Raw genomic sequence first — 24,313 nt, forward strand, 5'->3', positions numbered from 1 at the left:
AATTTTTGTTTTTAGGTCAAGCACAGACGAAAATTTCTCATCGTTTCTTATATCTCTCGAAACTCCGCCACTAGCTCCGGATAACGCTCCGTCGGCGGGAGTTTCTCGAAGCTGTGCACCGCAGGCGTTTTCGCCCACGGCAGCGACTCGCTGGTGTAGGTCTCGATGAAGGGCGTGAAGTCCTTCGCATTATCGAGCATCGTCGCGCGGACATTCACGAAATCGTCGAGGTCTTCGGGACGGGTGAAGAGCCAGCTCATGCAATGCGGACAGAAGAAATGGCGCGTGGCGGCATGGAGCCCGCCGATCACCGGCTCACCCTGCACGACCTCGAAATTGTCGCTTGCATAGAGCGCGCTCAACGAGAAGGCGCTTGCGGTCATCCTCTGGCAGCCTGTGCAATGGCAGGCCATCGTGATGACGGGCTCACCCCTGACGCGAAAGCGCACCTGCCCGCAGCGGCATTTGCCTTCCCGCATGTCCAACGTATTCGCCATGATGCCCTCCCCGGCGTCGGGGAGGCGAGTGTGGAATGCGTCGGGCGTGCGCGTCAACGCGGGGCGTTCACATCCGTGCGCGCCCTCCCCGCCGGAGGAAGAGATAGATGCCGAAGGCTACGACGATGGTGCCGATGGCGATCCAGGCATACAGCCACCCGTCGCCGCTCGTTCCCGCCTCTTCGGCGCTCGGTACGGCAGGCGTCGTGCTCTGGGCGTAAGCCCAGGTCGAGGCCACAAGGAAGGCAAGGATTGAAAGAAGCCGCTGCATCTCATGCTCCATCCCGTCATTGCGTGGGAAAGAGATGACGGCGGGCAAGGTTCCGCACGAGGCATGGGGCGCTCGATGCCGGTGCGTTGAAACGAGAATGGCCGGGGCAAGCCCGGCCATTTCACATTCTTACAGTCAGGTGCGGCCTGTGGGCTCAGATGTGGATTGCCCGACCATAGGCGTCCATGACGGCTTCGTGCATGGTTTCCGAGATCGTCGGATGCGGGAAGACGGCGTGGATCAGCTCTTCCTCCGTAGTCTCCAGGTTCATGGCGATCACGAAGCCCTGGATCATCTCGGTCACTTCCGCGCCGACCATGTGCGCGCCCAGCAGCTGGCCGGTCTTCTTGTCGAAGATCGTCTTCACCATGCCGTCCGGCTCGCCGAGCGCGATGGCCTTGCCGTTGCCGACGAAGGGGAAGCGGCCGACGCGGATGTCGAAGCCCTGCTCCTTCGCCTTGGCCTCGGTGAGGCCGACCGACGCCACCTGCGGGTTGCAATAGGTGCAGCCCGGGATCTTCGCCTTGTCCATGGCGTGCGTGTGCAGGCCCTTGATGGTCTCCACGCAGATCACGCCCTCGTGCTCGGCCTTGTGCGCCAGCATGGGCGCGCCCGCCACGTCGCCGATGGCATAGATGCCAGGAACGTTGGTGCGGCCGAGGCCGTCGGTGACGACGACCCCGCGCTCGATCTTCACGCCGATCTTCTCGAGGCCGAGATTCTCGATGTTGCCGACGACGCCGACCGCCGAGATCATCCGCTCGGCGGTGATCGTCTGCGTGCCGCCCTTGCCGTCGTCGATGGTGGCGGTCACGGAGTTCGCGCCCTTCTCGACCTTCGTCACCTTGGCGCCGGTGAGGATCTTCATGCCCTGCTTCTCGAAGCGCTTGCGGGCCAGCGCCGCAATCTCCGCATCCTCGACCGGCATGATCTGCGGCATCACTTCGACCACGGTCACCTCGGCGCCCATGGTGCGGTAGAACGAGGCGAACTCGATGCCGATGGCGCCCGAGCCCATGACGAGCAGCGACTTCGGCATGGCAGGCGGCACCATGGCCTCGAAATAGGTCCAGATCAGCTTGCCGTCCGGCTCGATGCCGGGCAGCGCGCGCGGACGGGCGCCGGTGGCGACGATGATGTGCTTGGCCTGGTACGTGCCCGCTTCCAGCACGCCCTTCGGCGTCGGATGCTGCGGCTGCATGGCGGGCTTCTTGGGCGCCGACACCACGACCTCGCCGGGCTTGGAGATGGCCGCCTCGCCCCAGATCACGTCGACCTTGTTCTTCTTCAGCAGCATGCCCACGCCGCCGTTGAGGCGACCCGACACGCCGCGCGAGCGCTGCACGATGGCGGCGGCATCGAACCCGATGCCCTGCGCGGACAGGCCGTAATCCTTGGCGTGCTCCATGTAATGGTAGATTTCCGCCGAGCGCAGCAGCGCCTTCGTGGGAATGCAGCCCCAGTTGAGGCAGATGCCGCCCAGATGCTCACGCTCCACCACGGCGGTCTTGAACCCGAGCTGCGCCGCGCGGATCGCGGCCACATAGCCGCCCGGACCGCCGCCGATGACGATGATGTCGTATTGGTTTGCCATGATCTTCCTACTCGTCATCCCGGCCGAGCAAAGCGAGAGCCGGGATCGTTATCAGGATAAGGCCAAAACGGTCGTACGATCCCGGGTCTGATGCACAGCCCCGGGATGACGAATGACTTAAACCAGCATCCCCATCGGGTTCTCGATGAGCTGCTTGAAGGCCGCGAGAAGCTCTGCGCCGAGCGCGCCGTCGACCACGCGGTGATCGCAGGAGAGCGTCACGGTCATGGCCTGCACGACGGCGGGAGCGCCGTTCTTCACCACCACGCGGTTCTCGCCCGCGCCGACGGCGAGGATCGTGCCGTGCGGCGGGTTGATGACGGCCTGGAAGTCCTTGATGCCGTACATGCCGAGGTTCGACACGGCGGTGGAGCCGCCGGTGTATTCCTCAGGCTTCAGGCGACGGTTGCGGGCGCGGCCCGCCATGTCCTTCACCTCGGCGGAGATGGCGGTGAGCGTCTTCTGCTCGGCCTTCCGCACGACCGGAGTGAACAGGCCGCCCTCAATGGCAACCGCCACGCCCACATCCGAGTGCTTCATCTTCAGGATGCGGTCTTCCGCCCAAACGGAGTTCGCCGCAGGCACGCGCTGGAGCGCGATGGCGAGCGCCTTGATGACGAAATCGTTCACCGAGAGCTTATAGGCGGGCTTGCCGTCCTTGTCCTTGCCGGCGGCTGCGTTGATCTGCTCGCGCAGCGCCATGAGCGCGTCGAGCTCGCAATCGAGCGACAGGTAGAAATGCGGAACGGTCTGCTTGGACTCGACGAGGCGCTTGGCGATGGTCTTGCGCATGCCGTCGAGCGGAACTTCCTCGTAAGAACCGGCCTCGAACATGGCCTTGACCTGATCGGCGCCCATGCTCGCAGCAAGCTGCGGCGCAGCAGGCTTCGCGGCGGGAGCGCCTGCGGCGGCTGCAGGAGCAGCGGCAGGCTTAGCGCCTCCGCCCTGAAGGGCTGCGCGCACATCCTTCTCGACGATGCGGCCATGCGGGCCCGAACCCTGCACGGATCCGATGTCGATACCGGCTTCCTTGGCGATGCGCTTCGCAAGCGGCGAAGCGAAGACCCGGTTGCCGGAAGCCTGCTGCCCTGCCCCATTCGGCTTCGCGCCTTGCGCGGGGCCTGCGGGAGCCTGATCGACGCGGGCGTAGGACATATGCGCATTCGCATCGCCCTGAACGGCGTTCGCCTGCGGAGACGGAGCAGCCGCGGGAGCTGCCGGAGCAGGCGCCGCCTCTGCCTTCGGCGCGGGTGCGGGAGCACCACCACCCGAGGGGGCCGTGACGCTCTTCGGGTCCTCGCCCTCGCCGGCGATCAGCGCGATCACCTGGTTGACGGGCACGTCCGCCGTGCCTTCCGGCACGACGATCTTGGCGAGGACGCCTTCGTCCACCGCCTCCACTTCCATGGTGGCCTTGTCGGTTTCGATCTCGGCGATCACGTCACCGGATTTTACCGTATCGCCTTCCTTCTTCAGCCACTTGGCAAGGTTGCCCTTTTCCATGGTGGGTGAGAGAGCGGGCATCAGGATATTGATGGGCATGGCGTTTTTGATCCTGATCTGAATCAGTTGACGGCTTGCGAGGAGCCGGGATCGCTCGGATTGTCCAGCTCGGCTTGAATGCCTGAAACGATCTCCGCCAGGGCCTCCTCCTCCGAGAGGTCGGTTTCCATGGCATAGACGCGCGCGGCGTGACGGGCGAGATCCACCAGGAGCACGCCCCAGGTGAACGGATCGTCGAAGGCGCGGCGCAGCGCGATGCTCACCGCCCCATCGACCACCGAAGCCCTCAGAATCTCGACGCCACCCTTTTCGAGGGCATCAGGAGGGATGTTGAGAGCTTCGAATTTCCGCTCTGTCATGATCTCACCTGTAGCAGACGGTCTTCGCGGCCTGCACGACCTCGGCCACCGACGGGAGGGCCAGCTTTTCGAGGTTTGCCGCATACGGCATCGGCACGTCCTTGCCGGTGATGCGGATCACGGGCGCGTCGAGGTAGTCGAACGCGTTCTCCATGATGCGCATGGCGATCTCGGCGCCGACGCCCGATTGCGGGTAGCCCTCTTCCACCGTGACGCAGCGGCCCGTCTTCATGACGGAGGCGACGATGGTCTCGGTATCCATCGGACGGATGGTGCGCAGGTCGATCACCTCGGCGGAGATGCCTTCCTTCTCGAGCTCCTGAGCGGCCTTGAGCGCGTAGGTCATGCCGATGGAGAACGAGACGATGGTGACGTCCGTGCCCTCGCGATGAATGCGTGCCTTGCCGATCGGAACCGTGAAGTCGTCGAGCTTCGGCACTGGGAACGACTGGCCGTAGAGGATCTCGTTCTCGAGGAAGATGATCGGGTTCGGGTCGCGGATGGCGCTCTTGAGCAGGCCCTTGGCGTCGGAGGCGCTGTAGGGAGCGACCACCTTGAGGCCGGGAATCTGCGAGTACCAGGCGGCGAAGTCCTGGCTGTGCTGGGCCGCCACGCGGGCCGCTGCGCCGTTGGGGCCGCGGAACACGATGGGCGCGCCGAGCTGGCCGCCGGACATGTAGAGGGTCTTGGCCGCAGAGTTGATGATCTGGTCGATCGCCTGCATGGCGAAGTTGAAGGTCATGAACTCGACGATGGGACGCAGGCCCGTAAAGGCGGCACCCACGCCGACGCCGGCAAAGCCATGTTCCGTGATCGGCGTGTCGATCACGCGCTTGGCGCCGAATTCCTGCAGCAACCCTTGGGTGACCTTGTACGCACCCTGATATTCGGCCACTTCCTCGCCCATGACGAAGACCGAGCCGTCCTTGCGCATCTCCTCGGCCATGGCATCGCGAAGAGCCTCGCGGACGGTCATGTTGACCAGCTCCGTGCCTTCCGGAATTTCCGCCATGGCGTTGTAGGCGGTGCGGTTGGTGATCACCGACGGCGCGGCGGGCTGGGCGACCGGAGCCGCATCGGTGCCCGGGATCGCATCCGGTGAAGGACGGTCCGCCATTCCCTCACGCTCCATGTCGGGCGTGGGTGCAGGCTGCGCCTCCGCCTTGGGAGCGGCAGGCGCCGGTGACGAAGAGGCTGCCGCCGAGACGTCCTCACCCTCACCGGCCAGGATGGCGATGGGAGTGTTCACGGCCACGTTGTCGGTGCCGTCGGAAACCAGGATTTTGGCGAGGACGCCCTCGTCGATCGCCTCGACCTCCATGGTCGCCTTGTCGGTTTCGATTTCGGCCAGCACGTCGCCGGGCTTGACCTTATCGCCTTCTTTTTTCAGCCACTTGGCCAATTTGCCCTGCTCCATGGTGGGAGAAAGGGCGGGCATGAGAATATCGGTCGCCATGAAAGACTCGTTTTGATTGTCGCTGCGGCGAGATGGGGGAACCGGCGCTGAGAGAAGCGCCGCTTAGAGCAGGATATCGGTGTAGAGCTCGGACGGATCGGGCTCCGGATCGTGCGTGGCGAACTCGGCCGCCTCGTTCACGATCTCGCGCACCTTGCTGTCGATGGCCTTCAGCTCGTCTTCCGACAGCTTCCAGCTCTCCAGCAGACGGCGGCGCACCTGCTCGATGGGATCGAACTCTTCGCGCATGCGGGTCACTTCGTCCTTCGTGCGATACTTCGCCGGATCGGACATGGAGTGGCCGCGATAGCGGTAGGTCTGCATCTCGAGAATATAGGGGCCCTTGCCGGAGCGGGCGTGCTCGATGGCGCGCTGGCCGGCGGCGTAGACCGCGCGGACATCCATGCCGTCCACCTGCTCGCCCGGGATGCCGAAGGACACGCCGCGCTTCGAGAAATCGGTCTGCGCCGAGGCGCGGGTCACCGCCGTGCCCATGGCGTAACGGTTGTTCTCGATCACGTAGACGACCGGCAGCTTCCAGAGCTGCGCCATGTTGAAGCTCTCGTAGACCTGGCCCTGGTTGGCCGCGCCGTCACCGAAATAGGTGAGGCAGACATTGCCGTTCTCGCGATAATGGTTCGCGAAGGCGATGCCGGTGCCGAGCGACACCTGAGCGCCGACGATGCCGTGGCCGCCATAGAAATGTTTCTCTTTCGAGAACATGTGCATGGAGCCGCCCTTGCCTTTCGACAGGCCGCCGCGGCGCCCCGTCAATTCGGCCATGACGCCTTTCGCATCCATGCCGCAGGCCAGCATGTGCCCGTGATCACGGTAGCCGGTGATCACCTGATCGCCCTCTTTCGTCGCCATCTGCATGCCGACGACCACGGCCTCCTGGCCGATATAGAGGTGACAGAAACCGCCGATGAGACCCATGCCGTACATCTGGCCGGACTTCTCTTCGAAGCGACGGATCAACAGCATGTCATTGTAAGCTGCGAGATCCTGGTTCTTGTCGAATTGTGGGGTATTGGGAGCGGCTCCGCGTACAGAGCCTTTGCTGGAAGTGGACTTGTTAGCCGCGCCAGTACCGGCACGACCCGCCTTGCGGGCAGCAACAGCCATCGGTTCCTCCGAAGGGTTTCCTCGACGAAAGTTGTAGCGCAGTCGGAATCGGAAATCGAGAGGCCCAAACGACCTTTTGCGCTGCACAATGAATCGCGCAACGTGCTGATATTACAAAAGAATTTCTAATTAACAGAATTTGAGTTAATTAGTTCTTTGGGGCTATCTTGGTTAAGGTCCTGTGATGATCACCAGATCGTTCTTATGGACACGTCCCAACATGACACGCGCTCGTTCCTCGAGAAGATCGCGGTCGATCTGGTCACTTCTCAACAACGCGATACGGCGCTCCCAGTTCGTTCGCTCCGCTTTAAGTTCGTCGAGTTCCTTGTTCAGCTCGGCCATCTGAGCCTCATATTTCTCCTGAGCCTCGATGCCGCGCGCACCGCTGTGGGCGTGATGCACGAAGTAAGCCGCAACCGCTGCCGAGATGCTGTAGAGCACCAGCGGTATCAAGAATCGTCTCAGTCGCCTGCGGATCACCATGCGGTATCTCTACCGGACACATGGTTAAGGAGGCGTTTAGACAGTTGCTACCCCGTAGTCATTCCCAGACCTCACAGCGGAATCCGGGAGCTTCATTTGGCCCTTGCCGTGCTTATGGGTTCCGGGCTCTCGCTATCGCTCTCCCCGGAACGACAATGGGGCGAAGCAAAAGAAAAAGGGCCGCTTTTCGGCGGCCCTCACTTAACTCGTATGCGGTTATTTCGTTACGCCAGAGCCTTCAGGGCAGCACGGCCGGCATAGACGGCCTGGGAGCCGAGCTCTTCCTCGATGCGGATGAGCTGGTTGTACTTGGCCGTCCGGTCTGAACGGGCGAGCGAGCCGGTCTTGATCTGTCCGCAATTCGTGGCGACGGCGAGGTCGGCAATGGTGGAATCCTCCGTCTCGCCAGAGCGGTGGGACATGACGGCGGTGTAGCCGGCGCGGTGGGCCATATCGACGGCGGCCAGCGTCTCGGTGAGCGTGCCGATCTGGTTCACCTTCACGAGGAGGGAGTTGGCCACACCCTGCTTGATGCCCTGCGAGAGGCGCTTCACGTTGGTGACGAAAAGATCGTCGCCCACGAGCTGGCACTTGTTGCCGACGAGTTCGGTCACGGCCTTCCAGCCCTCCCAATCATCCTCGGACATGCCGTCCTCGATGGTGGCGATGGGGTAAGCGGAGACGAGCTTCGCCAGGTACTCGGCCTGCTGCTGCGGCGAGAGCTTCTGGCCCGTGCCCTCATAGACATAAGTGCCGTTCTTGAAGAACTCGGTGGCGGCACAATCGAGACCGATCACCATGTCCTTGCCGGGTTTGTAACCGGCCTGCTCGATCGACTTCATGATGAAGTCGAGGGCAGCCTCCGCCGAAGGCAGGTTCGGGGCGAAACCGCCCTCGTCGCCCACATTTGTGTTGTGACCGGCGTCCTTGAGAGCCTTCTTCAGGGTGTGGAACACCTCGGCGCCCATGCGGACGGCCTCTGCCAGGGTCGGCGCGCCGACCGGCATGATCATGAATTCCTGGAAGTCGATGGGGTTATCGGCGTGAGCGCCACCGTTGATGATGTTCATCATCGGAACCGGCAGGACGCGTGCCTGAGTGCCGCCCACATAGCGATAAAGCGGCAGGGTCGATGCCTCGGCGGCAGCCTTGGCGACAGCGAGCGAGACGCCGAGGATGGCGTTGGCGCCGAGGCGGGCCTTGTTCGGGGTGCCGTCGAGCTCGATCATGGTCTCGTCGATGAGCACCTGCTCCTCGGCGTCCAGGCCGCCGATGGCGTCGAGGATCTCGTTGTTCACGGCATCGACGGCCTTCTGCACGCCCTTGCCGAGATAGACCGACTTGTCGCCGTCACGCAGCTCGACGGCCTCATGCGCGCCCGTGGACGCGCCCGACGGAACGGCTGCGCGGCCCATGGAGCCGTCTTCGAGGGTTACATCCACCTCGACAGTGGGATTGCCACGGCTGTCGAGGATCTGGCGGGCGTATACGTCGATAATCGCGGTCATGTAGGCGGCCTCCCTAAGGCTTGCAAAATGGCCGTCAACACTGGTGCGGCCTCACGTCATGACATGGCTTATTGACCGAAATCACGAAGCGGGCAAGGACGAGAGCAACCGATAAAGCATTGATCCAAGGTGAAATATGATCACAGACACCCATCTCCAGCTAGGGCAGGCAAGCGCCCTGCCCCAAACTCCCGAAGAGGCGACGCTCGACCGGGTGCCGAACCCGCATCCCGATACCGACTATCTCGCGCGGTTCACGGTGCCGGAATTCACCTCCCTGTGCCCGGTGACCGGACAGCCCGATTTCGCGATCATCGTGATCGACTACGTGCCAGGGCCCTGGCTCGTGGAATCGAAGTCGCTCAAGCTCTACATGCACAGCTTCCGCAACCACGGCGCGTTCCATGAGGATTGCACGGTGGCCATCGGCAAGCGCCTGACGGAACTGCTGGAGCCTCGCTACCTGCGCATTGGCGGATACTGGTATCCGCGCGGCGGCATCCCCATCGATGTGTTCTGGCAGACGGGCGAAGTGCCGAAGAACCTCTGGCTGCCGGACCAGGGCGTCGCGCCCTATCGGGCCCGCTAGTTCTTCCCGCGGCTCAGCACGAGCGAGGCGTTGACGCCCACGGCCAGAATGACGGCTGCCGCGATCATGGTCGAGGCCGTAAGGCCCATGTGGCGCAATCCGAAACCCATGAGCACGACGCCGAGCGCCTGGCCGCAGAAGAACGAGAAGGCGTGGAGCGCGACGGCGGAAGCGCGCGCTCCCGGCGCGACCTCGGTCACCTGGGCCTGGAAGGTGTTGTGCATCATGTAGAAGCCGAGGCCCATGAACAGGAGGGCCAGGAAATCGAGCTTCCAGTCCCCGGCGAACCCGAGGGCCAGCAGGGCCGCCGCCGCGAAGAAGCCTCCTCCGATGAGAATGCGCCCGAGCCCGAGCCTTCTGAGCATCCAGCTTACGAGCGCCGAATAGACGAGCCCGCCGACGGCAAAGCCGCCGATGGCGAAACCGGCCTCGGTCGCTCCGCCTCCACCCCTCTCCTCGAGCAAAGGCGCGATATAGGGAAAGACGCTGAAGATCGCGCAGGCTTCCACGAAGACTGATGCAAAAAGAAACAGCGCGCGTGGATTGGAGAGAATGTCCCGATAGCGCAGGATGGCCGTGCGCGGATCGAACCGCCCGCCCGGGAGGGCTCCGCGAAAACCAATGACCGTGGCAGCCAGGGCGCAGGCCATCATCAGGGTCGAGAGGCCGAACACGCCGCGCCAGCCGATCCATTCCGCCAGAAGTCCGGCGAGCGACGAGCCTGCCAATTGGCCGACGATGACGGCGACGAGGTAGCGGCTGAGCGCCACCTGGCGCTGGGCCATTTCCACCCGATCGCCGATGAGAGCGATGGAGAGCGGCACCGCGCCGCCGGCCGCCATGCCGGCGATGATGCGAAGCGCGAAAAGCGTTTCGGTATTGGGCGCGAAGAAGGAACCGGCGAGCGCCAGGAAAAGCAGCGAGAGCGCCACCTTCATCACGCGCTCCTTGCCGAGCGCATCGCCGATGGGGCCGAGGACCGGTTGGATGAAGGCATAGGGCAGCGCGAAAGCTGCCGAGAGAAGCGCGATGGTCTGCGGCGTGGAGCTCAGGTCACGGGCAATCACTCCCACCATGGGCTCGACCGCACGAGCGGAGAAAGTGCTGGCGAAGCCGCTGACGGCGAGGATCAGGATGAGATTGCGTGAGGACATGACGCTCTTGACGAAAAAGGCCGCAGGATGCGGCCTCTCGTTTCATATCATGCCCTTGTCGAAGGAGGAGAAGCAGGAACGCACACCTGCTCCCCTCAATATTCATAGAGGCAGATGCAGATCCTTATGCCGCCTTGCCCTTGGCCAGCGCGTCGAACGCCTTCAGCTGCGCGAGGAGGGCTTCGAGTTCCTTCAGCGGCACCATGTTGGGGCCGTCGGAGGGGGCCTTGTCGGGATCCTGATGGGTCTCGATGAAGACACCGGCGACGCCGACAGCCACTGCTGCGCGCGCCAGGACCGGCACGAACTCCCGCTGACCGCCGGATGTCGCGCCCTTGCCGCCAGGCTGCTGCACGGAATGGGTGGCGTCGAAGATCACCGGCGCGCCGGTCTCGGCCATGATCGGGAGACCCCGCATATCCGAGACAAGGGTGTTGTAGCCGAAGGAAGCGCCGCGCTCGGTGAGCATGACGTTGGGATTGCCCGAGGCCCGCACCTTCTCGGCGACATTGGCCATGTCCCAGGGAGCCAGGAACTGGCCCTTCTTCACGTTCACCACGCGCCCCGTCTTGGCGGCGGCGACGAGAAGGTCGGTCTGGCGGCAGAGATAGGCCGGAATCTGGAGGATATCGACCACCTCGCCGACAGCAGCGCATTGGTCGTTCTCATGCACGTCGGTAATGACGGGAAGGCCGAACTTTTCCTTCACCTCGGCAAAGACGGCGAGCGCCCTGTCCAGGCCGATGCCGCGGGCGCTGTTGATCGAGGTGCGGTTCGCCTTGTCGAAGGACGACTTGTAGACGAGACCGAGGCCGAGGCGCCCCGTGATCTCCTTGAGCGCCGCCGCCATTTCCAGCGCGTGATCGCGGCTTTCCATGGCGCAGGGGCCCGCAATGATGCTGAGCGGCAGATGATTGCCGAAGCGGACGGAGCCGGCCTCGACGACGGATTGGGTCGATTTGGTGTCGGTCATGGGCAGTCACCTACTCCGTTTCAGGCCGAACGGGAAGCGGTGATGTGTCGTACCCGCAGCAGCCTTGGCGTCATCCCGGACGCAGCGGAGCGAAGATCCGGGATCGTATGACGAGATTGGCGCTCTATCCTGCAGACGATCCCGGCTCGGCTATGCCGTCCGGGATGACGCGTTGCATCTAGAACGTCATCGACGCGGCGTTGATGATGCCGGCGGAGAGCGAGGCGGCGCCGAGGAACAGGGCCGCGGCCATCTCGCCTGCCGCGATCCGCTGGGACAGATTCGGCATTACGAGACGCACGAGCCAGTAGACGAGGATTTGAACCGACAAGGCCACGAGGCCCCAGACGAGCAGGTCGACGATCCCCTGCGCATGGACGATGGCGCTGCCGAGCGGCAGCGCGAAGCCGACAAGGCTGAAGCCGAGAGCGGTCGAGGCGGAGATTACGTTCTGGCGGATCAGCGCGAACTCGTTGTGCATGGTCGCGAGGGTATAGATGCCCAAGTACACCGCTACGAGAATAACGGCGACGACGAAGTAGACCAGGAAGTCGAACAAGCCTGCCAGAGTGGAAGTCACGATATGCCCCTACGATTTATTTCACAGGATCGTTAGGGGCTTATGGTTAATTTTGCGTTGGCTCGAATGCGATGGCGACGCCATGGGCGGCGCTGGCCGGCACCACGAGCCTGCTGCCCACATGCTGATAAGGGATTTCGCTCGCTTCCAGCCGCTGGGACTGGAGCTGGATGTCTTCCACCCGGACCGCAAAAGCAACGAAGGACGGCTGGTCCAGCTCGGCCTCGACCGAGACATAGCTCTCGGCCGCATCGTCCGGCGTCATCACATCGAGATGGGCATCGCCGAGGCGGAACGAGAGATCGTGCAGGGCCGGACTCGTCGGAATGCTGCCCGTGAAATCTACGAGGAACTTCTTGCAGAGGCTCGGCTCCGGCGCGGCCAGCGCTACCGTCGCCAGCCCCAGGGCTCCGTTCTCGTGGGCCTGGAAGGCCGGGTTCCAGAAGTTCTCAGGATAGTGCTGCTGACAGACGAAGAAGCCCGCCTTGGGCGCGGCCTTGTCAGACGCGAAAGCCAGCGTAAAGGCGACCTTCGTGTCGCTGCCGTCAGGCCTCTTGCCGGTACGCTCGAAATGGAAGGGCTCAAACGACCCGAGGCCTTTCTGCGCAAAATATGCGGCGTCCGCCTTGGCATCCTGACTCTCGAGCACCAGCATGGCGAGCCCCTCACGGTCGCGGAGGTAGTCCTGCACGAAAGCACCGAAGCTGAAATGGCCCTGATTGTGCGGCGGGATCCGGGCGCCCTCGCCGACCGTGATCAGCTCGAGGAACGCGCTGGGAAATTGGACGAGCCGGTTTTCCGTGCCCCAGGAATGTCGGTTGCGCGCGCCGACCTGGAATCCGAGCCTGTGGTAAAAATCGGCGCTCTTGTCGAGGTCGCGAACGGCAATGACGAGGTGGTCGATCCGGCGATTCATATGTCCCAATATCCTGCAATGCCGTCTCACGAGACAAGCGCTCACACTAACTAGGGCACTCGTCTGAAAGACAAATCTACTTCACAACAGGTAGGACATCGCTGCCGCTAAGCGGGTCAGTCGAAGATCCAATAAACAAAAAAGGCCACTACGATCAAAAGGACCGTCGCGAAGCTCGGTATGATCACAACATTGATGCCGCCGAGGCTAATCCCTGCCGCAAAAGCTATTGCTCCCACGAAGCAACAACACAGGACGAAAGCAGCGGCCAGCAAGAGAAGCTTTGTATTGGTCTTCATCGGCTCTCAAAATCCAAGGTGACGAACTCGACCAGGGTACATTGTTACAATACCAGGGTCGAGTCTCGTGACATTCCTTAGACTAAGCGGCTCTGTTCGACCGCCGCGTGGATAAAGCTCTTGAAGAGCGGGTGCGGCTCGAAGGGGCGCGACTTCAGTTCCGGATGGTACTGAACGCCGATGAACCAGGGATGGTCCTCGTATTCCACGATCTCGGGCAGAACGCCGTCGGGCGACACGCCGGAGAAGCGCAAGCCCTTGGCTTCCAGCTTCTCGCGATAGGACATGTTCACCTCGTAGCGGTGACGGTGACGCTCGGAGATTTCCGAGCCGCCATAGATCTCCGCCACCTTGCTGCCGGGGGCGAGTTTGGCCTGATAGGCGCCGAGGCGCATGGTGCCGCCGAGATCGCCGCTGGAGGTACGCTTCTCGAGTTCGTTGCCGCGCAGCCACTCGGTCATCAGGCCGACAACGGGCTCAGGGGTTGGGCCGAACTCGGTCGAGTTGGCGTCCTTGATGCCGGCGAGCGAACGCGCCGCCTCGATCACGGCCATCTGCATGCCGAAACAGATGCCAAAATACGGCACCTTGCGCTCGCGGGCGAACTTGGCCGCCCGGATCTTGCCTTCTGCGCCGCGCTGGCCAAAGCCGCCGGGCACCATGATTCCATGAATGCCTTCCAGGAACGGAGCCGGGTCCTCGTTCTCGAAAACCTCGCTCTCGATCCAGTGCAGGTTCACCTTCACCTGGTTGGCGATGCCACCATGGTGCAGGGACTCGATGAGCGACTTGTAGGCGTCCTTCAAGCCTGTGTACTTGCCGACGACGGCGATGTTCACCTCGCCCTCGGGATTGTGCACGCGCTCGGAAATGCCAGTCCAGCGGCTCAGATTCGGAGCCTTGGCGGCATCGAGGCCGAAAGCGGCCAGAACCTCGCTGTCGAGACCGGCTTCGTGATAGGCCAGCGGCACGTCGTAGATCGAACGGGCGTCGCGCGCCTCGATCACAGCCGTCTCGCGCACGTTACAGAAGAGAGCGAGCTTGCGGCGCTCGTCCTTCGGAATCTCGCGATCCGTACGGCAGAGCAGGATGTCGGGCTGGATGCCGATGGAGCGCAGTTCCGCGACGGAGTGCTGCGTCGGCTTGGTCTTCAGCTCGCCCGCGGACGGGATGAACGGCAGCAGCGTCAGATGGACGTAGATCGCCTGGCCGCGCGGCAGATCGTTGCCGAGCTGGCGGATCGCCTCGAAGAACGGAAGGCCCTCGATGTCGCCGACCGTGCCGCCGATCTCGACCAGCACGAAGTCGAAGCCCTCGTTGCCCGTGAGCACGAAGTCCTTGATGGCGTTCGTGACATGCGGAATCACCTGGATCGTGGCGCCGAGATAGTCGCCGCGCCGCTCCTTGGTGATGATGTCGAGATAGATCCGGCCGGTGGTGATGTTGTCGGCTTTGGTGGCCGGAACGCCGGTGAAGCGCTCGTAATGGCCGAGGTCGAGATCCGTCTCGGCACCGTCATCGGTCACGAAGACCTCGCCGTGCTGATAGGGGCTCATCGTCCCCGGATCGACGTTGAGATATGGGTCGAGCTTACGAAGCCTGACCTTGTAGCCGCGAGCTTGGAGAAGCGCTCCCAGGGCCGCCGAAGCCAGACCCTTGCCGAGCGAAGACACCACGCCGCCGGTGATAAATACGTACCGCGTCATGGACCCCTATCCATCAAAAAGGAGTGCCGATTCGCAATCCGCGAATCGTCACACTCCGAAACCATCCACAAAAGAAGAGGGCCGGAGGTCCGGCCCTGCTGTTCGCTTACTGCTGGGGCGCTGCGGGCGCCGGCACCGGAGCGCCGGGGACAGCCGGGGCAGCCGGTTGATCACCCTGGAGGCGCTGAAGCTGCTCGAGGACGTTGCCGCCCTGCGGGGCGCCGGGCGCCTGCTGGCCTGCGGGAGCCGCCGGAGCAGCGCCGTCGAGGATCGAGCGAGGTGCGCGGCCCGACGTCGCCATGACGGTGAGCGCGATGCTCGTCACGAAGAAGAGGCCGGCAAGAATCGCTGTGGCGCGGGTGAGCGCATTGGCTTGGCCGCGACCGGTCATGAAGCCGGATACACCGCCTCCGCCACCGCCGCCGAGGCCCATGCCGCCGCCCTCGGAGCGCTGCAGGAGAACCACGCCGATCAGGGCGAGCACAATGATCAGGTGGACTATGATGAGAACTGTTTGCATCGTTCCAAAAACCTCAAGCGGCTGCGCTCAAAATGCGTCAGCCGCTCGCAATCCGTTCGTTGCGGCGGCCTGTAGCATAGGTGGGCGCAGGATCAAAGACCCGCAAGCCGCCTTTTGCGGGTTGAAAGCGCTTTGCCGACCAGAAATGAGGCAAAACGCTTATCGGTAAGCCCCTTAGCTGAGATATGCCCCGGCAATCGCCAGGAAATCTGCAGCAACGAGGCTTGCGCCTCCCACGAGAGCGCCGTTGACGTTCTCCACAGCCATCAGCTCGGCTGCGTTCGAGGGTTTTACGGAGCCGCCGTAGAGAATGCGCACCTTGGCATGATCGGCCTTGCCCACGAGGCGCTTCAGCTCCTCGCGGATGGCGGCATGGACCTCTGCCACGTCCGCGGCGGTCGGGGTCAGGCCAGTCCCGATGGCCCAGACGGGCTCATAAGCCACCACGAGGTTGTGGCTGTTGGAATCGACCGGAATTGAGCCCCGCAGCTGCTTGCGGACGACAGCGAGGGTTTTGCCGGCCTCGCGCTCCTCGCGGGTTTCGCCCACGCAGACGATGGCCGTGAGCCCTGCCCTATGGGCCGCCACAGCCTTGGCGCAGACATCCGCATCCTTTTCCTTGTGGTACTGGCGGCGCTCGGAATGGCCGACGAGGACGTAAGCCGCTCCGGCATCGGCCAGCATCTCGGCGGAAACATCGCCGGTGAAAGCGCCCGATTCCTTGGCGTGGCAATCCTGGCCGCCGATCCCGACCCGAGTGCCCACGGACATGTGAGCGAAAGCCGAGACGAGCGTTGCCGGGGGGCAGACGACGAGGTCGACCCTGGCTCTGAGGCCGGGCGTGTAGCCGGCATGAACTTCGCCAAGGACCTTCGCGGAGGACCTCATCAATCCGTTCATTTTCCAGTTTCCCGCTACCAGCGGGCGTGGCCGATCGACGCTCATTCATGCACTCCTGTCACGCTTGATAACTTGGCAGTAGCAGAGCCTTAGGGCTTCTTTCAACCAGACTTGCCCTTTTCCCCGGGCCTTTGATGGGCTATCGCCCTGTTAAACGAGTTTTTTGAGAACGGGTTCACGATGCTTCGGAACATGCGCAAGGCCGGCCAGACCGTTGTCGGCAAAGCGATTGCCTTCATCTTTTTCGGCGCCCTGATCGTCAGCTTCGCCATCTGGGGCATCGGCGACATCTTCCGTGCCCAGCCGGCCTCGACGGTGGCAGAGGTCGGAAAGACCACGATTTCGGTCAATCAGGTGCGCAACGCCTACACCAACCAGCTTCAGCAGCTCGGCCGTCAGTTCCGCACAGTCATCACGCCGGAGCAGGCCCGCCTGTTCGGTCTCGATCAGCAGGTTCTCAACAGCCTCGTCACCGAGGCCGTGCTGGCCGAGGAGGCAAAAGGTCTGGGCCTTTCCGTCTCGGACGAGCTTGTGGCCCGCTCCATCGTCGAGAATCCGGCCTTCAGGGGCGCCGACGGCCAGTTCAACCGCGCGCTGTTCGATCAGGCGCTCCGCAATGCAGGATTGTCCGAGGCGGGATTTGTTCAGGAACAGCGCGCCTCCATGGCCCGCGCTCATCTGGCGGAGGCTCTTGCCGGCGATGTGACCGTGCCGAACGCCGCCAAGGAAGCTCTTCACCGCTACGCCGCGGAGCGCCGCAACGCGTCCTACTTCCTGCTCACCGCTGCTCTGGCAGGTGACGTTCCCGCCCCCACCAACGAGCAGCTCCAGAGTTTCTATGAAGAGCGCAAGGGCACATTCCGGGCTCCGGAATACCGCGCCGCCAACGCCATGGCGCTTGATGCCGCCGCTATCGCCAAGCCGGACACCGTCTCGGACGCGGATGCCCGCCAACGCTACGAGCAGCAGAAGGCGAAGTACGGCCAGCCCGAGCGCCGCACGATCCAGCAGATCCCTTTCACCTCCATGGACGATGCGCAGGCTGCATCCGCCAAGATCAAGGAAGGCGCGGCCTTCGAAGCCGTTGCCGCCGAGCGCGGCGTCGCGGCCTCCGGCCTGGACCTCGGCACGTTCACGAGGGCCGAAATGCTCGATCCGGCCGTGGCCGAGGCCGCCTTCGCGCTGGAGCAGAACGGCGTGAGCGCCCCGGTCGCCGGACGCTTCGGCCCGGTGCTCCTCCGTGTCACGCAGATTCAGCCGGAAGCCGTGCGCCCCTTCGAGGAAGTGGCCGCCGAAATCCGCAGCGAGATCGCCCGCGAGCGCGCCCAGAGCGAGCTTGAGAAGATCCACGACGAGATCGAGGACCTGCGCGCCGGCGCAAAGCCGCTGGCCGATATCGCCAAGGAGAAGGGCCTGACCCTTATCCAGATTCCAGCCATCGACGCCCAGGGCCTCGACAAGGCCGGAAACCCGGTCGATGTGCCCGAGCGTGACGCCTTCGCCAAGGCGGTCTTCGCCTCGGATATGGGCGTGGACAACGAGGCTCTGCGCACCGGTTCCGGCTATGTCTGGTACGACGTGACCGGCATCGAGGCTTCCCGTGAGAAGACCCTCGATGAAGTTCGCGATCAGGTGGTCGCGCAATGGCGCGACGATCAAGTCGGCCAGCGCCTTTCCGAGAAGGCCCGTCAGCTCACCGAGCGCCTTGAGAAGGGCGAAGCCATCGAGGCTGTCGCGCAGGAGGTGAACGCGCCGGTGAAGAACGCCACCGACCTCGCCCGCAACGCGAACAAGGACGATCTGTCGGCGGAAGCCGTGAACCGCATCTTCGCCACCCCCGTGGGCAAGGCGGGCAATGCTTCGAACGCTGCCGATTCCCGCGCCGTCTTCAAGGTCACGGCGGCCACTGTGCCTCCGATGGTCACCACCACGCAGGAAGCGCAGAACATCGATACGCAGCTGCGCAACGGCATGAGCGACGACCTGATCAACCAGTACATCGCCCAGGCCCGCCAGGATCTCGGCGTCACCATCAACCAGCAGGCCCTGCAGCAGGCGACCGGTAGCGGCGAATTCTGATTCATGAGCATTGCGCCCGATTTCGAGACTTTCGCGAAGGCTTATGAGGAGGGCGAGGCCGGGGTTTTGCGCGCCACCCTCGTGGGCGATCTTCTCACCCCCGTCGCAGCCTTCATCAAGCTGCGGCACCATCGGAAAGGCTCCGCCTTTCTGCTGGAATCCGTCGAAGGCGGCGCCACGCGCGGCCGCTTTTCGATGATCGGTCTCGATCCGGATCTCGTGTGGCAATGCCAGGACGGCGTCGCTTCCATCGACCGCCATGCGCTTTCTCGCGACAAGCAGTTCGTCGAGGACGACCTCCCTGCCCTCGACAGCCTGCGCGCCTTGATCAAGGAAAGCGCCCTGCCGCTCTCCGACGACCTGCCGCCCATGGCGGCGGGCCTCTTCGGCTATCTCGGCTACGACATGGTGCGCCAGATGGAGCGCCTGCCCGAGCCCAATCCGGACGTGCTGAAGGTGCCGGACGCCATCCTCATCCGCCCGACCGTGATGGTGGTGTTCGATGCGGTAAAGGACGAAGTCTCGCTCATCACGCCGGTGCGGCCTCAACCCGGAGTTTCAGCGAAGGCGGCCTATGAGGCAGCGCTCTCGCGGATCGACGGAGTGACACAGTCCCTCGAACAGCCGCTTCCTATCGAGGATCGCACCGATCCGACCGCCATCCATTTCGATCCGCCGGTGTCGAATACGACGCCGGAAGAGTTCGAGGCGATGGTGGCGAAGGCCAAGGATTACATCCGCGCCGGAGACATCTTCCAGGTGGTGCTGTCCCAGCGTTTCGAGGCAGCCTTCCCCCTGCCCGCCTTCGCTCTTTATCGCTCGTTGCGACGTGTCAATCCGGCGCCGTTCCTCTGCTATCTCGACTTCGAGGATTTCCAGATCGTCTGCTCCTCGCCGGAGATCCTGGTGCGGATGCGCGACGGCAAGGTCACGATCCGACCCATCGCCGGAACTCGCCCGCGCGGCAAGACGGCCGCCGAGGATCGCGCCCACGCGGAAAGCCTCCTCGCCGACCAGAAGGAGCGCGCCGAGCACCTCATGCTGCTCGATCTCGGCCGCAACGATGTGGGCCGCGTGGCGGAGATGGGCACCGTGCAGGTCACGGATTCGTTCTTCCTCGAATATTACAGCCAGGTGATGCACATCGTCTCGAACGTGGAAGGCAGGCTCGATCCCTCCTTCGACGCCCTCGACGCCCTGACGGCAGGCTTCCCGGCCGGAACCGTCTCCGGCGCGCCGAAAGTGCGCGCCATGCAGATCATCGACGAGTTGGAGAAGGACAAGCGCGGACCTTATGCCGGTTGCATCGGCTATTTCGGTGCCAACGGCGAGATGGACACCTGCATCGTGCTGCGCACGGCCGTCGTGAAGGATGGGCGCATGGCCGTCCAGGCAGGCGCGGGCATCGTCTACGATTCCGATCCGGCCTCCGAGCAGCAGGAATGCATCAACAAGTCCAAGGCGCTGTTCAAGGCTGCCGAAGAAGCCGTGCGCTTCGCAAGCCAGGCGAGGATCGGTCAATGATGGGCCTGCCCTTGACCGCCCTTCCTCATTACGCGAACGTCGGTGCGCCATGACCCGCGTTCTCGTGATCGACAATTACGACAGCTTCACCTGGAATCTGGTGCATCTGCTCGGTCCACTCGCAACATCCGTCGATGTGGTGCGCAACGACGCCATCACCACGGATGAGGTTCTGGCTTCGCCGCCCGATGCCATCGTGCTGTCGCCGGGCCCCTGCACGCCCAATGAGGCCGGCATCTGCCTGGATCTCGTGCAGCGCGCCTCGCCCACCATTCCGACCTTCGGCGTCTGCCTCGGCCTTCAGACCATCGGGCAGGTCTTCGGAGGCACGGTTTCCCGCGCCCCGCTGCCTATGCACGGCAAGGTGTCCGAGGTGGAGCACAGCGGGCAGGCAGTGTTCCGCGGCATCAACGGCCCGTTCAAGGCGACCCGCTATCACTCCCTGATCGTGGATCGGGAAACCTGCCCGGCGGACCTCGCTGTCACCGCAGAGACGGCCGATGGCCTTGTCATGGGCCTGTCGCACCGCTCGCTTCCGATCCATGGCGTGCAGTTCCACCCCGAGAGCATCCTCTCGGAGCATGGCACCACGATCATGCGCAACTTCTTCGATCTGGCGGCGGCCTGGAACGCCGAGCACCGCCCGACCGCCGCTTAAACCCCAAGGCATTGAACCGATGGAATCCTTCAAATCCTATCTCGCCAAAGTCGCCACCGGCGCATCGCTGACCCGGGACGAAGCGCGATCGGCATTTGACGATCTCCTCTCCGGCGAAGTGACGCCAGCCCAGGGTGGCGCATTCCTCATGGCCCTCCGCGTTCGCGGCGAGGCGCTCGACGAGATCGTCGGCGCCGTCTCCGCCATGCGCGGGCGCATGCTTCCCGTGAAGGCGCCCGAGAACGCGATCGACATCGTGGGCACGGGCGGCGACCACTCGGGCAGCTACAACATCTCGACGCTGGCCTCGATCATCGTCGCGGCCAGCGGAGTGCCTGTGGCCAAGCACGGCAATCGCGCGGCCTCCTCCAAGTCCGGCACGGCGGATGTACTCGCAAGCCTCGGCGTGAAACTCGGTCTCGACCCGAGCGGCCTTGAGCGCTGCGTCAAAGAAGCCGGGGTCTGCTTCATGTTCGCCCAGACCCATCATGCCGCCATGCGCCACGTAGCGCCGGTGCGCGTGGAGCTTGGCACCCGCACGATTTTCAACCTGCTCGGCCCGCTCTCCAACCCGGCCGGTGTGAAGAACCAGCTTCTCGGCGTTTTTTCAGAAGCTTGGCTCGATCCCCTCACCCAGGTTCTGAAGGAAATGGGCTCGCGCAAGGTCTGGACCGTGCATGGCTCCGACGGGCTCGACGAAATGACCACGACGGGCCGGACCTTCGTGGCTGCCCTCGAGAACGGAACGATCCGCCGCTTCACGGTCACGCCCGAGGAGGTCGGCCTGCCGATCTCGAAGCTCGAGGACCTGAAGGGCGGCGATCCGGAGCACAATGCGAAAGCGCTCCGCGCTGTGCTCGACGGAGCGCGCAATGCCTATCGCGACGTAGCCGTCCTCAACGCAGCCGCCTCGCTCCTGATCGCGGATGCGGTGACGAACCTGCGCGATGGGGTGGAGCGTGCGTCGCAGGCGCTGGATAGCGGCGCGGCCAAGGGCACGCTGGAGCGCCTCGTCAAAGTCTCCAACGCTTGAGGCTGTCATGACCGACGTTCTGAGCCAGATCGAAGCCTACAAGCGCCAGGAAATCGCTGCGGCGAAGGCTGCCATTCCTTTTGACGAGATGAAGCGCCTTGCGCTGCAGGCATCGCCCCCGCGTGGCTTTGCGAAGGCGATCGAGCAGCATCTCTCCGAGGGACGCCCCGCCCTGATTGCCGAGGTGAAGAAGGCAAGCCCCTCGAAGGGCCTGATCCGCGCCGATTTCGATCCGCCGAGCCTGGCCAGGGCTTATGCCGATGGCGGCGCGACCTGCCTTTCCGTTCTCACCGACGAGCCGTCTTTCCAGGGCAAGCCCGAGTACCTGAACCAGGCACGCGAAGCCTCCGGCCTTCCGGCGCTGCGCAAGGATTTCCTGTTCGAGCCGTATCAGGTTTACGAGGCGCGGGCCTGGGGCGCCGATTGCATTCTCGTGATCATGGCAAGCGTAACGGACGACGAAGCGCGCGCGCTCATCGACACGGCCCACGAACTCGGCATGGACGTGCTGGTCGAGGTGCATGATCGTCCGGAGCTGGAGCGCGCGATCCCGCTCGGCACCAAGCTCATCGGCATCAACAACCGCAACCTGCGCACGTTCGAGGTATCGCTCACCGTGAGCGAAGAGCTCGCCCCGCTTATTCCATCCGACCGCATCATCGTCGGCGAGAGCGGCATCTTCACGCTTGAGGACATCGAACGGCTATCGAAGGTGAATATCCGCACCTTCCTCGTGGGCGAGAGCCTGATGCGCCAGACGGATGTAACGGCTGCCACCCGGCGTCTTCTGTTCGGCGAGGCGGCATGACGAAGCTCACGCATCTCGATGCGAGCGGCGAGGCCAACATGGTCGACGTCTCGGAAAAGGATGTCACCAGCCGCACCGCGATTGCCGAAGGTTGCGTGGTGATGCAGCCGGAAACCCTCGCGCTGATCCGTCAGGGCGATGCGAAGAAGGGCGATGTGCTCGGCACCGCGCGGCTGGCAGGCATCATGGCCTCCAAGCGCACGCACGAGCTGATCCCACTCTGCCATCCGCTCATGATTTCCAAAGTGAAGGTCGATTGCGCGCTCGATGAAGCCCTGCCCGGCATCCGCGTGACCGCGGAGGTGAAGGTTTCGGGTCAGACCGGCGTCGAGATGGAAGCGCTCACCGCCGTTTCCGTTACGTGCCTGACGATCTATGACATGGTGAAAGCCGCCGACAAAGGCATGCGGATCGAGAACGTGCGCCTTCGCATGAAGAGCGGCGGACGCTCAGGAATGTATGAGGCACCATGAGCCTGATCCCGGTCGAGGATGCTCTGTCCCGCGTGCTGGCAAGCGTCGCAAAGCCGGTTTCCATTGAGCGCGTGCCGCTGATTCACTGTGCAGGCCGTGCGCTTGCTGAGGATGTAAGCGCCCTTCGCGATCAGCCGCCCTTTCCAGCTTCGGCCATGGACGGCTATGCCGTCCGCAGCGTCGATGTGGATCAGGTTCCCACATCATTGCATCTGATCGGCACAAGCGCTGCAGGACGCCGTTTCGTGGGGAATGTAGGGCCGCAGCAGGCTGTGCGCATCTTTACAGGAGCTCCCCTGCCGGACGGCGCGGATACGGTCGTGATCCAGGAGGACACGGAGCAATCCGGCGATCAGGTGATCGTGAAGGAGCGTCCGCGTCACAGCCAGCACATCCGCAAGGCCGGTCTCGACTTCGCGGCAGGCGATGTGCTGCTGCAGGCGGGTCTCTGCCTCGATGCTCGCCATATCGGCCTGGCTGCAGCCATGGGCCACGGAACGCTGCCTGTGCGCTGCAAGCCACGCATCGCCATTCTCGCTACCGGTGATGAATTGGTGCGTGCAGGCGAGACCGCCGGTCCCGATCAGATCACCGCCTCGAGCCTGCCTGCCACCGCATTGATGGTGGAAAAAGCCGGCGGAGAAGCCATCGATCTCGGAATTGCGCGCGACACGCTCGAATCCCTGGAGGAGAGAATCCAAGCCGCGCGCGATGCGAAGGCGGATATCCTCGTCACGCTCGGCGGCGCATCTGTCGGCGAGCACGACCTCGTGCAACAGGCCCTGCAGCAGCAAGGCATGGAACTCGGCTTCTGGCGCGTGGCGCTTCGGCCCGGCAAGCCTCAGATGCATGGAAAGCTCGACGACATGCTGCTTCTGGGCCTTCCCGGCAATCCGGTCTCGTCGCTGGTCTGCGCAGTCCTCTTCCTCATCCCGGCCATTCGTGCGCTGCTAGGCGACGCCCAACCCGATGCGGACCCGACGGAGGCTGCGATTCTGGGGGCTGACTTGCCAGCAAACGGCCCACGGCAGGACTACATGCGCGCCTCGCTCTCTTCCGAAGAGTTCGAGGTCGCCCTCACCCATCGCGCAGAACGAATCCCGCTTCCGGTCGCCACGCCCCACCTGATTCAGGATTCGTCGATGCTGAGCATCCTTGAACGCTCCGAGGCGCTTCTGGTGCGCCCGCCTCACGCACCCGCGGCTCATGCGGGAGAGCCTTGCAGGGTTATCCGGCTGTCGCGCTTCTGCTAAAAATACGTTTCACCTTAAGCATGGGCTTGCAGAACACAGCAGGAACAGC

At 63.7% G+C, this 24,313-nt stretch carries 25 protein-coding genes; 8 read left to right on the forward strand and 17 right to left on the reverse strand.

Annotated features, from left to right (window positions below; genetic code table 11):
* Positions 1 to 47 precede the first annotated feature (47 nt).
* The 9 genes from BLP10_RS12305 to eno all read right to left on the reverse strand — a co-directional run bounded on the left by BLP10_RS12305 (position 48) and on the right by eno (position 8,799).
* Positions 48 to 497, reverse strand: a complete 450-nt coding sequence (locus BLP10_RS12305) for a GFA family protein (protein ID WP_091134793.1) — start codon at positions 495 to 497, stop codon at positions 48 to 50.
* Positions 498 to 564: 67 nt separating this feature from the next.
* Positions 565 to 768 carry a hypothetical protein gene (locus BLP10_RS22845; protein ID WP_139165493.1) on the reverse strand — a complete coding sequence of 68 codons (204 nt, stop codon included), beginning with the start codon at positions 766 to 768 and terminating at the stop codon, positions 565 to 567.
* Positions 769 to 922: 154 nt separating this feature from the next.
* On the reverse strand, positions 923 to 2,362 hold the full coding sequence (gene lpdA, locus BLP10_RS12315) for a dihydrolipoyl dehydrogenase (RefSeq protein ID WP_091134797.1): 1,440 nt from the start codon (positions 2,360 to 2,362) through the stop codon (positions 923 to 925).
* 117 nt (positions 2,363 to 2,479) lie between these two features.
* Positions 2,480 to 3,904: a pyruvate dehydrogenase complex dihydrolipoamide acetyltransferase gene (locus BLP10_RS12320; protein WP_091134799.1), complete on the reverse strand. Its 1,425-nt coding sequence runs from the start codon at positions 3,902 to 3,904 to the stop codon at positions 2,480 to 2,482.
* Positions 3,905 to 3,927: 23 nt separating this feature from the next.
* Positions 3,928 to 4,224, reverse strand: coding sequence for a DUF5076 domain-containing protein (locus tag BLP10_RS12325; RefSeq protein WP_091134801.1), 297 nt, complete (start codon positions 4,222 to 4,224; stop codon positions 3,928 to 3,930).
* A gap of 4 nt (positions 4,225 to 4,228) precedes the next feature.
* Entirely contained in the window at positions 4,229 to 5,680 is a 1,452-nt protein-coding gene (locus BLP10_RS12330; RefSeq protein WP_091134803.1) for a pyruvate dehydrogenase complex E1 component subunit beta, read from the reverse strand.
* 63 nt (positions 5,681 to 5,743) lie between these two features.
* Positions 5,744 to 6,805 (reverse strand): pyruvate dehydrogenase (acetyl-transferring) E1 component subunit alpha, encoded by a 1,062-nt coding sequence (pdhA, locus tag BLP10_RS12335; RefSeq protein ID WP_091134805.1) that lies wholly within the window; start codon positions 6,803 to 6,805, stop codon positions 5,744 to 5,746.
* Between the two features lie 171 nt (positions 6,806 to 6,976).
* Positions 6,977 to 7,291: an FtsB family cell division protein gene (locus BLP10_RS12340; protein WP_091134807.1), complete on the reverse strand. Its 315-nt coding sequence runs from the start codon at positions 7,289 to 7,291 to the stop codon at positions 6,977 to 6,979.
* A 224-nt stretch (positions 7,292 to 7,515) separates the two neighbouring features.
* Entirely contained in the window at positions 7,516 to 8,799 is a 1,284-nt protein-coding gene (eno, locus tag BLP10_RS12345; RefSeq protein WP_091134809.1) for a phosphopyruvate hydratase, read from the reverse strand.
* Positions 8,800 to 8,935: 136 nt separating this feature from the next.
* Between eno and queF the strand changes: the two genes are divergently transcribed.
* Complete coding sequence (gene queF / locus BLP10_RS12350; protein WP_091134811.1) at positions 8,936 to 9,388, forward strand: preQ(1) synthase; 453 nt, start codon at positions 8,936 to 8,938, stop codon at positions 9,386 to 9,388.
* Here the strand turns inward: queF and BLP10_RS12355 are convergent.
* From BLP10_RS12355 to tpiA, 8 genes are all read right to left on the reverse strand, one after another.
* The gene (locus BLP10_RS12355; RefSeq protein ID WP_091134813.1) at positions 9,385 to 10,542 is read right to left on the reverse strand and encodes an MFS transporter; all 1,158 of its coding nucleotides are present in this window, start codon (positions 10,540 to 10,542) and stop codon (positions 9,385 to 9,387) included. The two genes, queF and BLP10_RS12355, sit on opposite strands and share 4 nt — an antisense overlap.
* 124 nt (positions 10,543 to 10,666) lie before the next feature.
* Positions 10,667 to 11,515: a 3-deoxy-8-phosphooctulonate synthase gene (gene kdsA / locus BLP10_RS12360; protein WP_091134815.1), complete on the reverse strand. Its 849-nt coding sequence runs from the start codon at positions 11,513 to 11,515 to the stop codon at positions 10,667 to 10,669.
* 178 nt (positions 11,516 to 11,693) lie between these two features.
* On the reverse strand, positions 11,694 to 12,095 hold the full coding sequence (locus BLP10_RS12365) for a DUF350 domain-containing protein (protein WP_091134818.1): 402 nt from the start codon (positions 12,093 to 12,095) through the stop codon (positions 11,694 to 11,696).
* Positions 12,096 to 12,141: 46 nt separating this feature from the next.
* Positions 12,142 to 13,011, reverse strand: a complete 870-nt coding sequence (locus tag BLP10_RS12370) for a VOC family protein (RefSeq protein ID WP_091134820.1) — start codon at positions 13,009 to 13,011, stop codon at positions 12,142 to 12,144.
* Positions 13,012 to 13,127: 116 nt separating this feature from the next.
* Positions 13,128 to 13,310, reverse strand: coding sequence for a hypothetical protein (locus tag BLP10_RS12375; protein WP_091134822.1), 183 nt, complete (start codon positions 13,308 to 13,310; stop codon positions 13,128 to 13,130).
* Between the two features lie 77 nt (positions 13,311 to 13,387).
* Positions 13,388 to 15,016 carry a CTP synthase gene (locus tag BLP10_RS12380; RefSeq protein ID WP_091134824.1) on the reverse strand — a complete coding sequence of 543 codons (1,629 nt, stop codon included), beginning with the start codon at positions 15,014 to 15,016 and terminating at the stop codon, positions 13,388 to 13,390.
* A 106-nt stretch (positions 15,017 to 15,122) separates the two neighbouring features.
* Positions 15,123 to 15,536, reverse strand: a complete 414-nt coding sequence (secG, locus tag BLP10_RS12385) for a preprotein translocase subunit SecG (protein WP_091134826.1) — start codon at positions 15,534 to 15,536, stop codon at positions 15,123 to 15,125.
* 174 nt (positions 15,537 to 15,710) lie between these two features.
* The gene (gene tpiA / locus BLP10_RS12390; protein WP_091134828.1) at positions 15,711 to 16,481 is read right to left on the reverse strand and encodes a triose-phosphate isomerase; all 771 of its coding nucleotides are present in this window, start codon (positions 16,479 to 16,481) and stop codon (positions 15,711 to 15,713) included.
* Positions 16,482 to 16,616: 135 nt separating this feature from the next.
* Between tpiA and BLP10_RS12395 the strand changes: the two genes are divergently transcribed.
* From BLP10_RS12395 to BLP10_RS12425, 7 genes are read left to right on the forward strand one after another with little or no spacing between them, the layout of a single operon-like run.
* Entirely contained in the window at positions 16,617 to 18,515 is a 1,899-nt protein-coding gene (locus BLP10_RS12395) for a peptidylprolyl isomerase (protein WP_091134830.1), read from the forward strand.
* Positions 18,516 to 18,518: 3 nt separating this feature from the next.
* Positions 18,519 to 20,039: an anthranilate synthase component I gene (gene trpE / locus BLP10_RS12400; protein WP_091134832.1), complete on the forward strand. Its 1,521-nt coding sequence runs from the start codon at positions 18,519 to 18,521 to the stop codon at positions 20,037 to 20,039.
* 49 nt (positions 20,040 to 20,088) lie between these two features.
* Positions 20,089 to 20,697, forward strand: coding sequence for an anthranilate synthase component II (locus tag BLP10_RS12405; RefSeq protein ID WP_091134834.1), 609 nt, complete (start codon positions 20,089 to 20,091; stop codon positions 20,695 to 20,697).
* A gap of 19 nt (positions 20,698 to 20,716) precedes the next feature.
* Complete coding sequence (gene trpD / locus BLP10_RS12410) at positions 20,717 to 21,730, forward strand: anthranilate phosphoribosyltransferase (protein ID WP_091134836.1); 1,014 nt, start codon at positions 20,717 to 20,719, stop codon at positions 21,728 to 21,730.
* Between the two features lie 7 nt (positions 21,731 to 21,737).
* Positions 21,738 to 22,538 (forward strand): indole-3-glycerol phosphate synthase TrpC, encoded by an 801-nt coding sequence (gene trpC, locus BLP10_RS12415; RefSeq protein ID WP_091134838.1) that lies wholly within the window; start codon positions 21,738 to 21,740, stop codon positions 22,536 to 22,538.
* Positions 22,535 to 23,011, forward strand: a complete 477-nt coding sequence (gene moaC, locus BLP10_RS12420; protein WP_091134840.1) for a cyclic pyranopterin monophosphate synthase MoaC — start codon at positions 22,535 to 22,537, stop codon at positions 23,009 to 23,011. The genes trpC and moaC overlap by 4 nt, the downstream gene beginning before the upstream one ends.
* Positions 23,008 to 24,264, forward strand: a complete 1,257-nt coding sequence (locus BLP10_RS12425; protein WP_091134842.1) for a molybdopterin molybdotransferase MoeA — start codon at positions 23,008 to 23,010, stop codon at positions 24,262 to 24,264. The genes moaC and BLP10_RS12425 overlap by 4 nt, the downstream gene beginning before the upstream one ends.
* Positions 24,265 to 24,313: the final 49 nt, after the last annotated feature.

The organism is Microvirga guangxiensis (assembly GCF_900102135.1).
Lineage (GTDB): Bacteria > Pseudomonadota > Alphaproteobacteria > Rhizobiales > Beijerinckiaceae > Microvirga > Microvirga guangxiensis.

Excerpts from the sequence above, each read along its gene's own strand:
- BLP10_RS12305 (WP_091134793.1), bottom strand. The coding sequence starts at position 497 with ATGGCGAATACGTTGGACATGCGGGAAGGCAAATGCCGCTGCGGGCAG.
- BLP10_RS22845 (WP_139165493.1), bottom strand. The coding sequence starts at position 768 with ATGCAGCGGCTTCTTTCAATCCTTGCCTTCCTTGTGGCCTCGACCTGG.
- lpdA (WP_091134797.1), bottom strand. The coding sequence starts at position 2,362 with ATGGCAAACCAATACGACATCATCGTCATCGGCGGCGGTCCGGGCGGC.
- BLP10_RS12320 (WP_091134799.1), bottom strand. The coding sequence starts at position 3,904 with ATGCCCATCAATATCCTGATGCCCGCTCTCTCACCCACCATGGAAAAG.
- BLP10_RS12325 (WP_091134801.1), bottom strand. The coding sequence starts at position 4,224 with ATGACAGAGCGGAAATTCGAAGCTCTCAACATCCCTCCTGATGCCCTC.
- BLP10_RS12330 (WP_091134803.1), bottom strand. The coding sequence starts at position 5,680 with ATGGCGACCGATATTCTCATGCCCGCCCTTTCTCCCACCATGGAGCAG.
- pdhA (WP_091134805.1), bottom strand. The coding sequence starts at position 6,805 with ATGGCTGTTGCTGCCCGCAAGGCGGGTCGTGCCGGTACTGGCGCGGCT.
- BLP10_RS12340 (WP_091134807.1), bottom strand. The coding sequence starts at position 7,291 with ATGGTGATCCGCAGGCGACTGAGACGATTCTTGATACCGCTGGTGCTC.
- eno (WP_091134809.1), bottom strand. The coding sequence starts at position 8,799 with ATGACCGCGATTATCGACGTATACGCCCGCCAGATCCTCGACAGCCGT.
- queF (WP_091134811.1), top strand. The coding sequence starts at position 8,936 with ATGATCACAGACACCCATCTCCAGCTAGGGCAGGCAAGCGCCCTGCCC.
- BLP10_RS12355 (WP_091134813.1), bottom strand. The coding sequence starts at position 10,542 with ATGTCCTCACGCAATCTCATCCTGATCCTCGCCGTCAGCGGCTTCGCC.
- kdsA (WP_091134815.1), bottom strand. The coding sequence starts at position 11,515 with ATGACCGACACCAAATCGACCCAATCCGTCGTCGAGGCCGGCTCCGTC.
- BLP10_RS12370 (WP_091134820.1), bottom strand. The coding sequence starts at position 13,011 with ATGAATCGCCGGATCGACCACCTCGTCATTGCCGTTCGCGACCTCGAC.
- BLP10_RS12375 (WP_091134822.1), bottom strand. The coding sequence starts at position 13,310 with ATGAAGACCAATACAAAGCTTCTCTTGCTGGCCGCTGCTTTCGTCCTG.
- BLP10_RS12380 (WP_091134824.1), bottom strand. The coding sequence starts at position 15,016 with ATGACGCGGTACGTATTTATCACCGGCGGCGTGGTGTCTTCGCTCGGC.
- secG (WP_091134826.1), bottom strand. The coding sequence starts at position 15,536 with ATGCAAACAGTTCTCATCATAGTCCACCTGATCATTGTGCTCGCCCTG.
- tpiA (WP_091134828.1), bottom strand. The coding sequence starts at position 16,481 with ATGAGCGTCGATCGGCCACGCCCGCTGGTAGCGGGAAACTGGAAAATG.
- BLP10_RS12395 (WP_091134830.1), top strand. The coding sequence starts at position 16,617 with ATGCTTCGGAACATGCGCAAGGCCGGCCAGACCGTTGTCGGCAAAGCG.
- trpE (WP_091134832.1), top strand. The coding sequence starts at position 18,519 with ATGAGCATTGCGCCCGATTTCGAGACTTTCGCGAAGGCTTATGAGGAG.
- BLP10_RS12405 (WP_091134834.1), top strand. The coding sequence starts at position 20,089 with ATGACCCGCGTTCTCGTGATCGACAATTACGACAGCTTCACCTGGAAT.
- trpD (WP_091134836.1), top strand. The coding sequence starts at position 20,717 with ATGGAATCCTTCAAATCCTATCTCGCCAAAGTCGCCACCGGCGCATCG.
- trpC (WP_091134838.1), top strand. The coding sequence starts at position 21,738 with ATGACCGACGTTCTGAGCCAGATCGAAGCCTACAAGCGCCAGGAAATC.
- moaC (WP_091134840.1), top strand. The coding sequence starts at position 22,535 with ATGACGAAGCTCACGCATCTCGATGCGAGCGGCGAGGCCAACATGGTC.
- BLP10_RS12425 (WP_091134842.1), top strand. The coding sequence starts at position 23,008 with ATGAGCCTGATCCCGGTCGAGGATGCTCTGTCCCGCGTGCTGGCAAGC.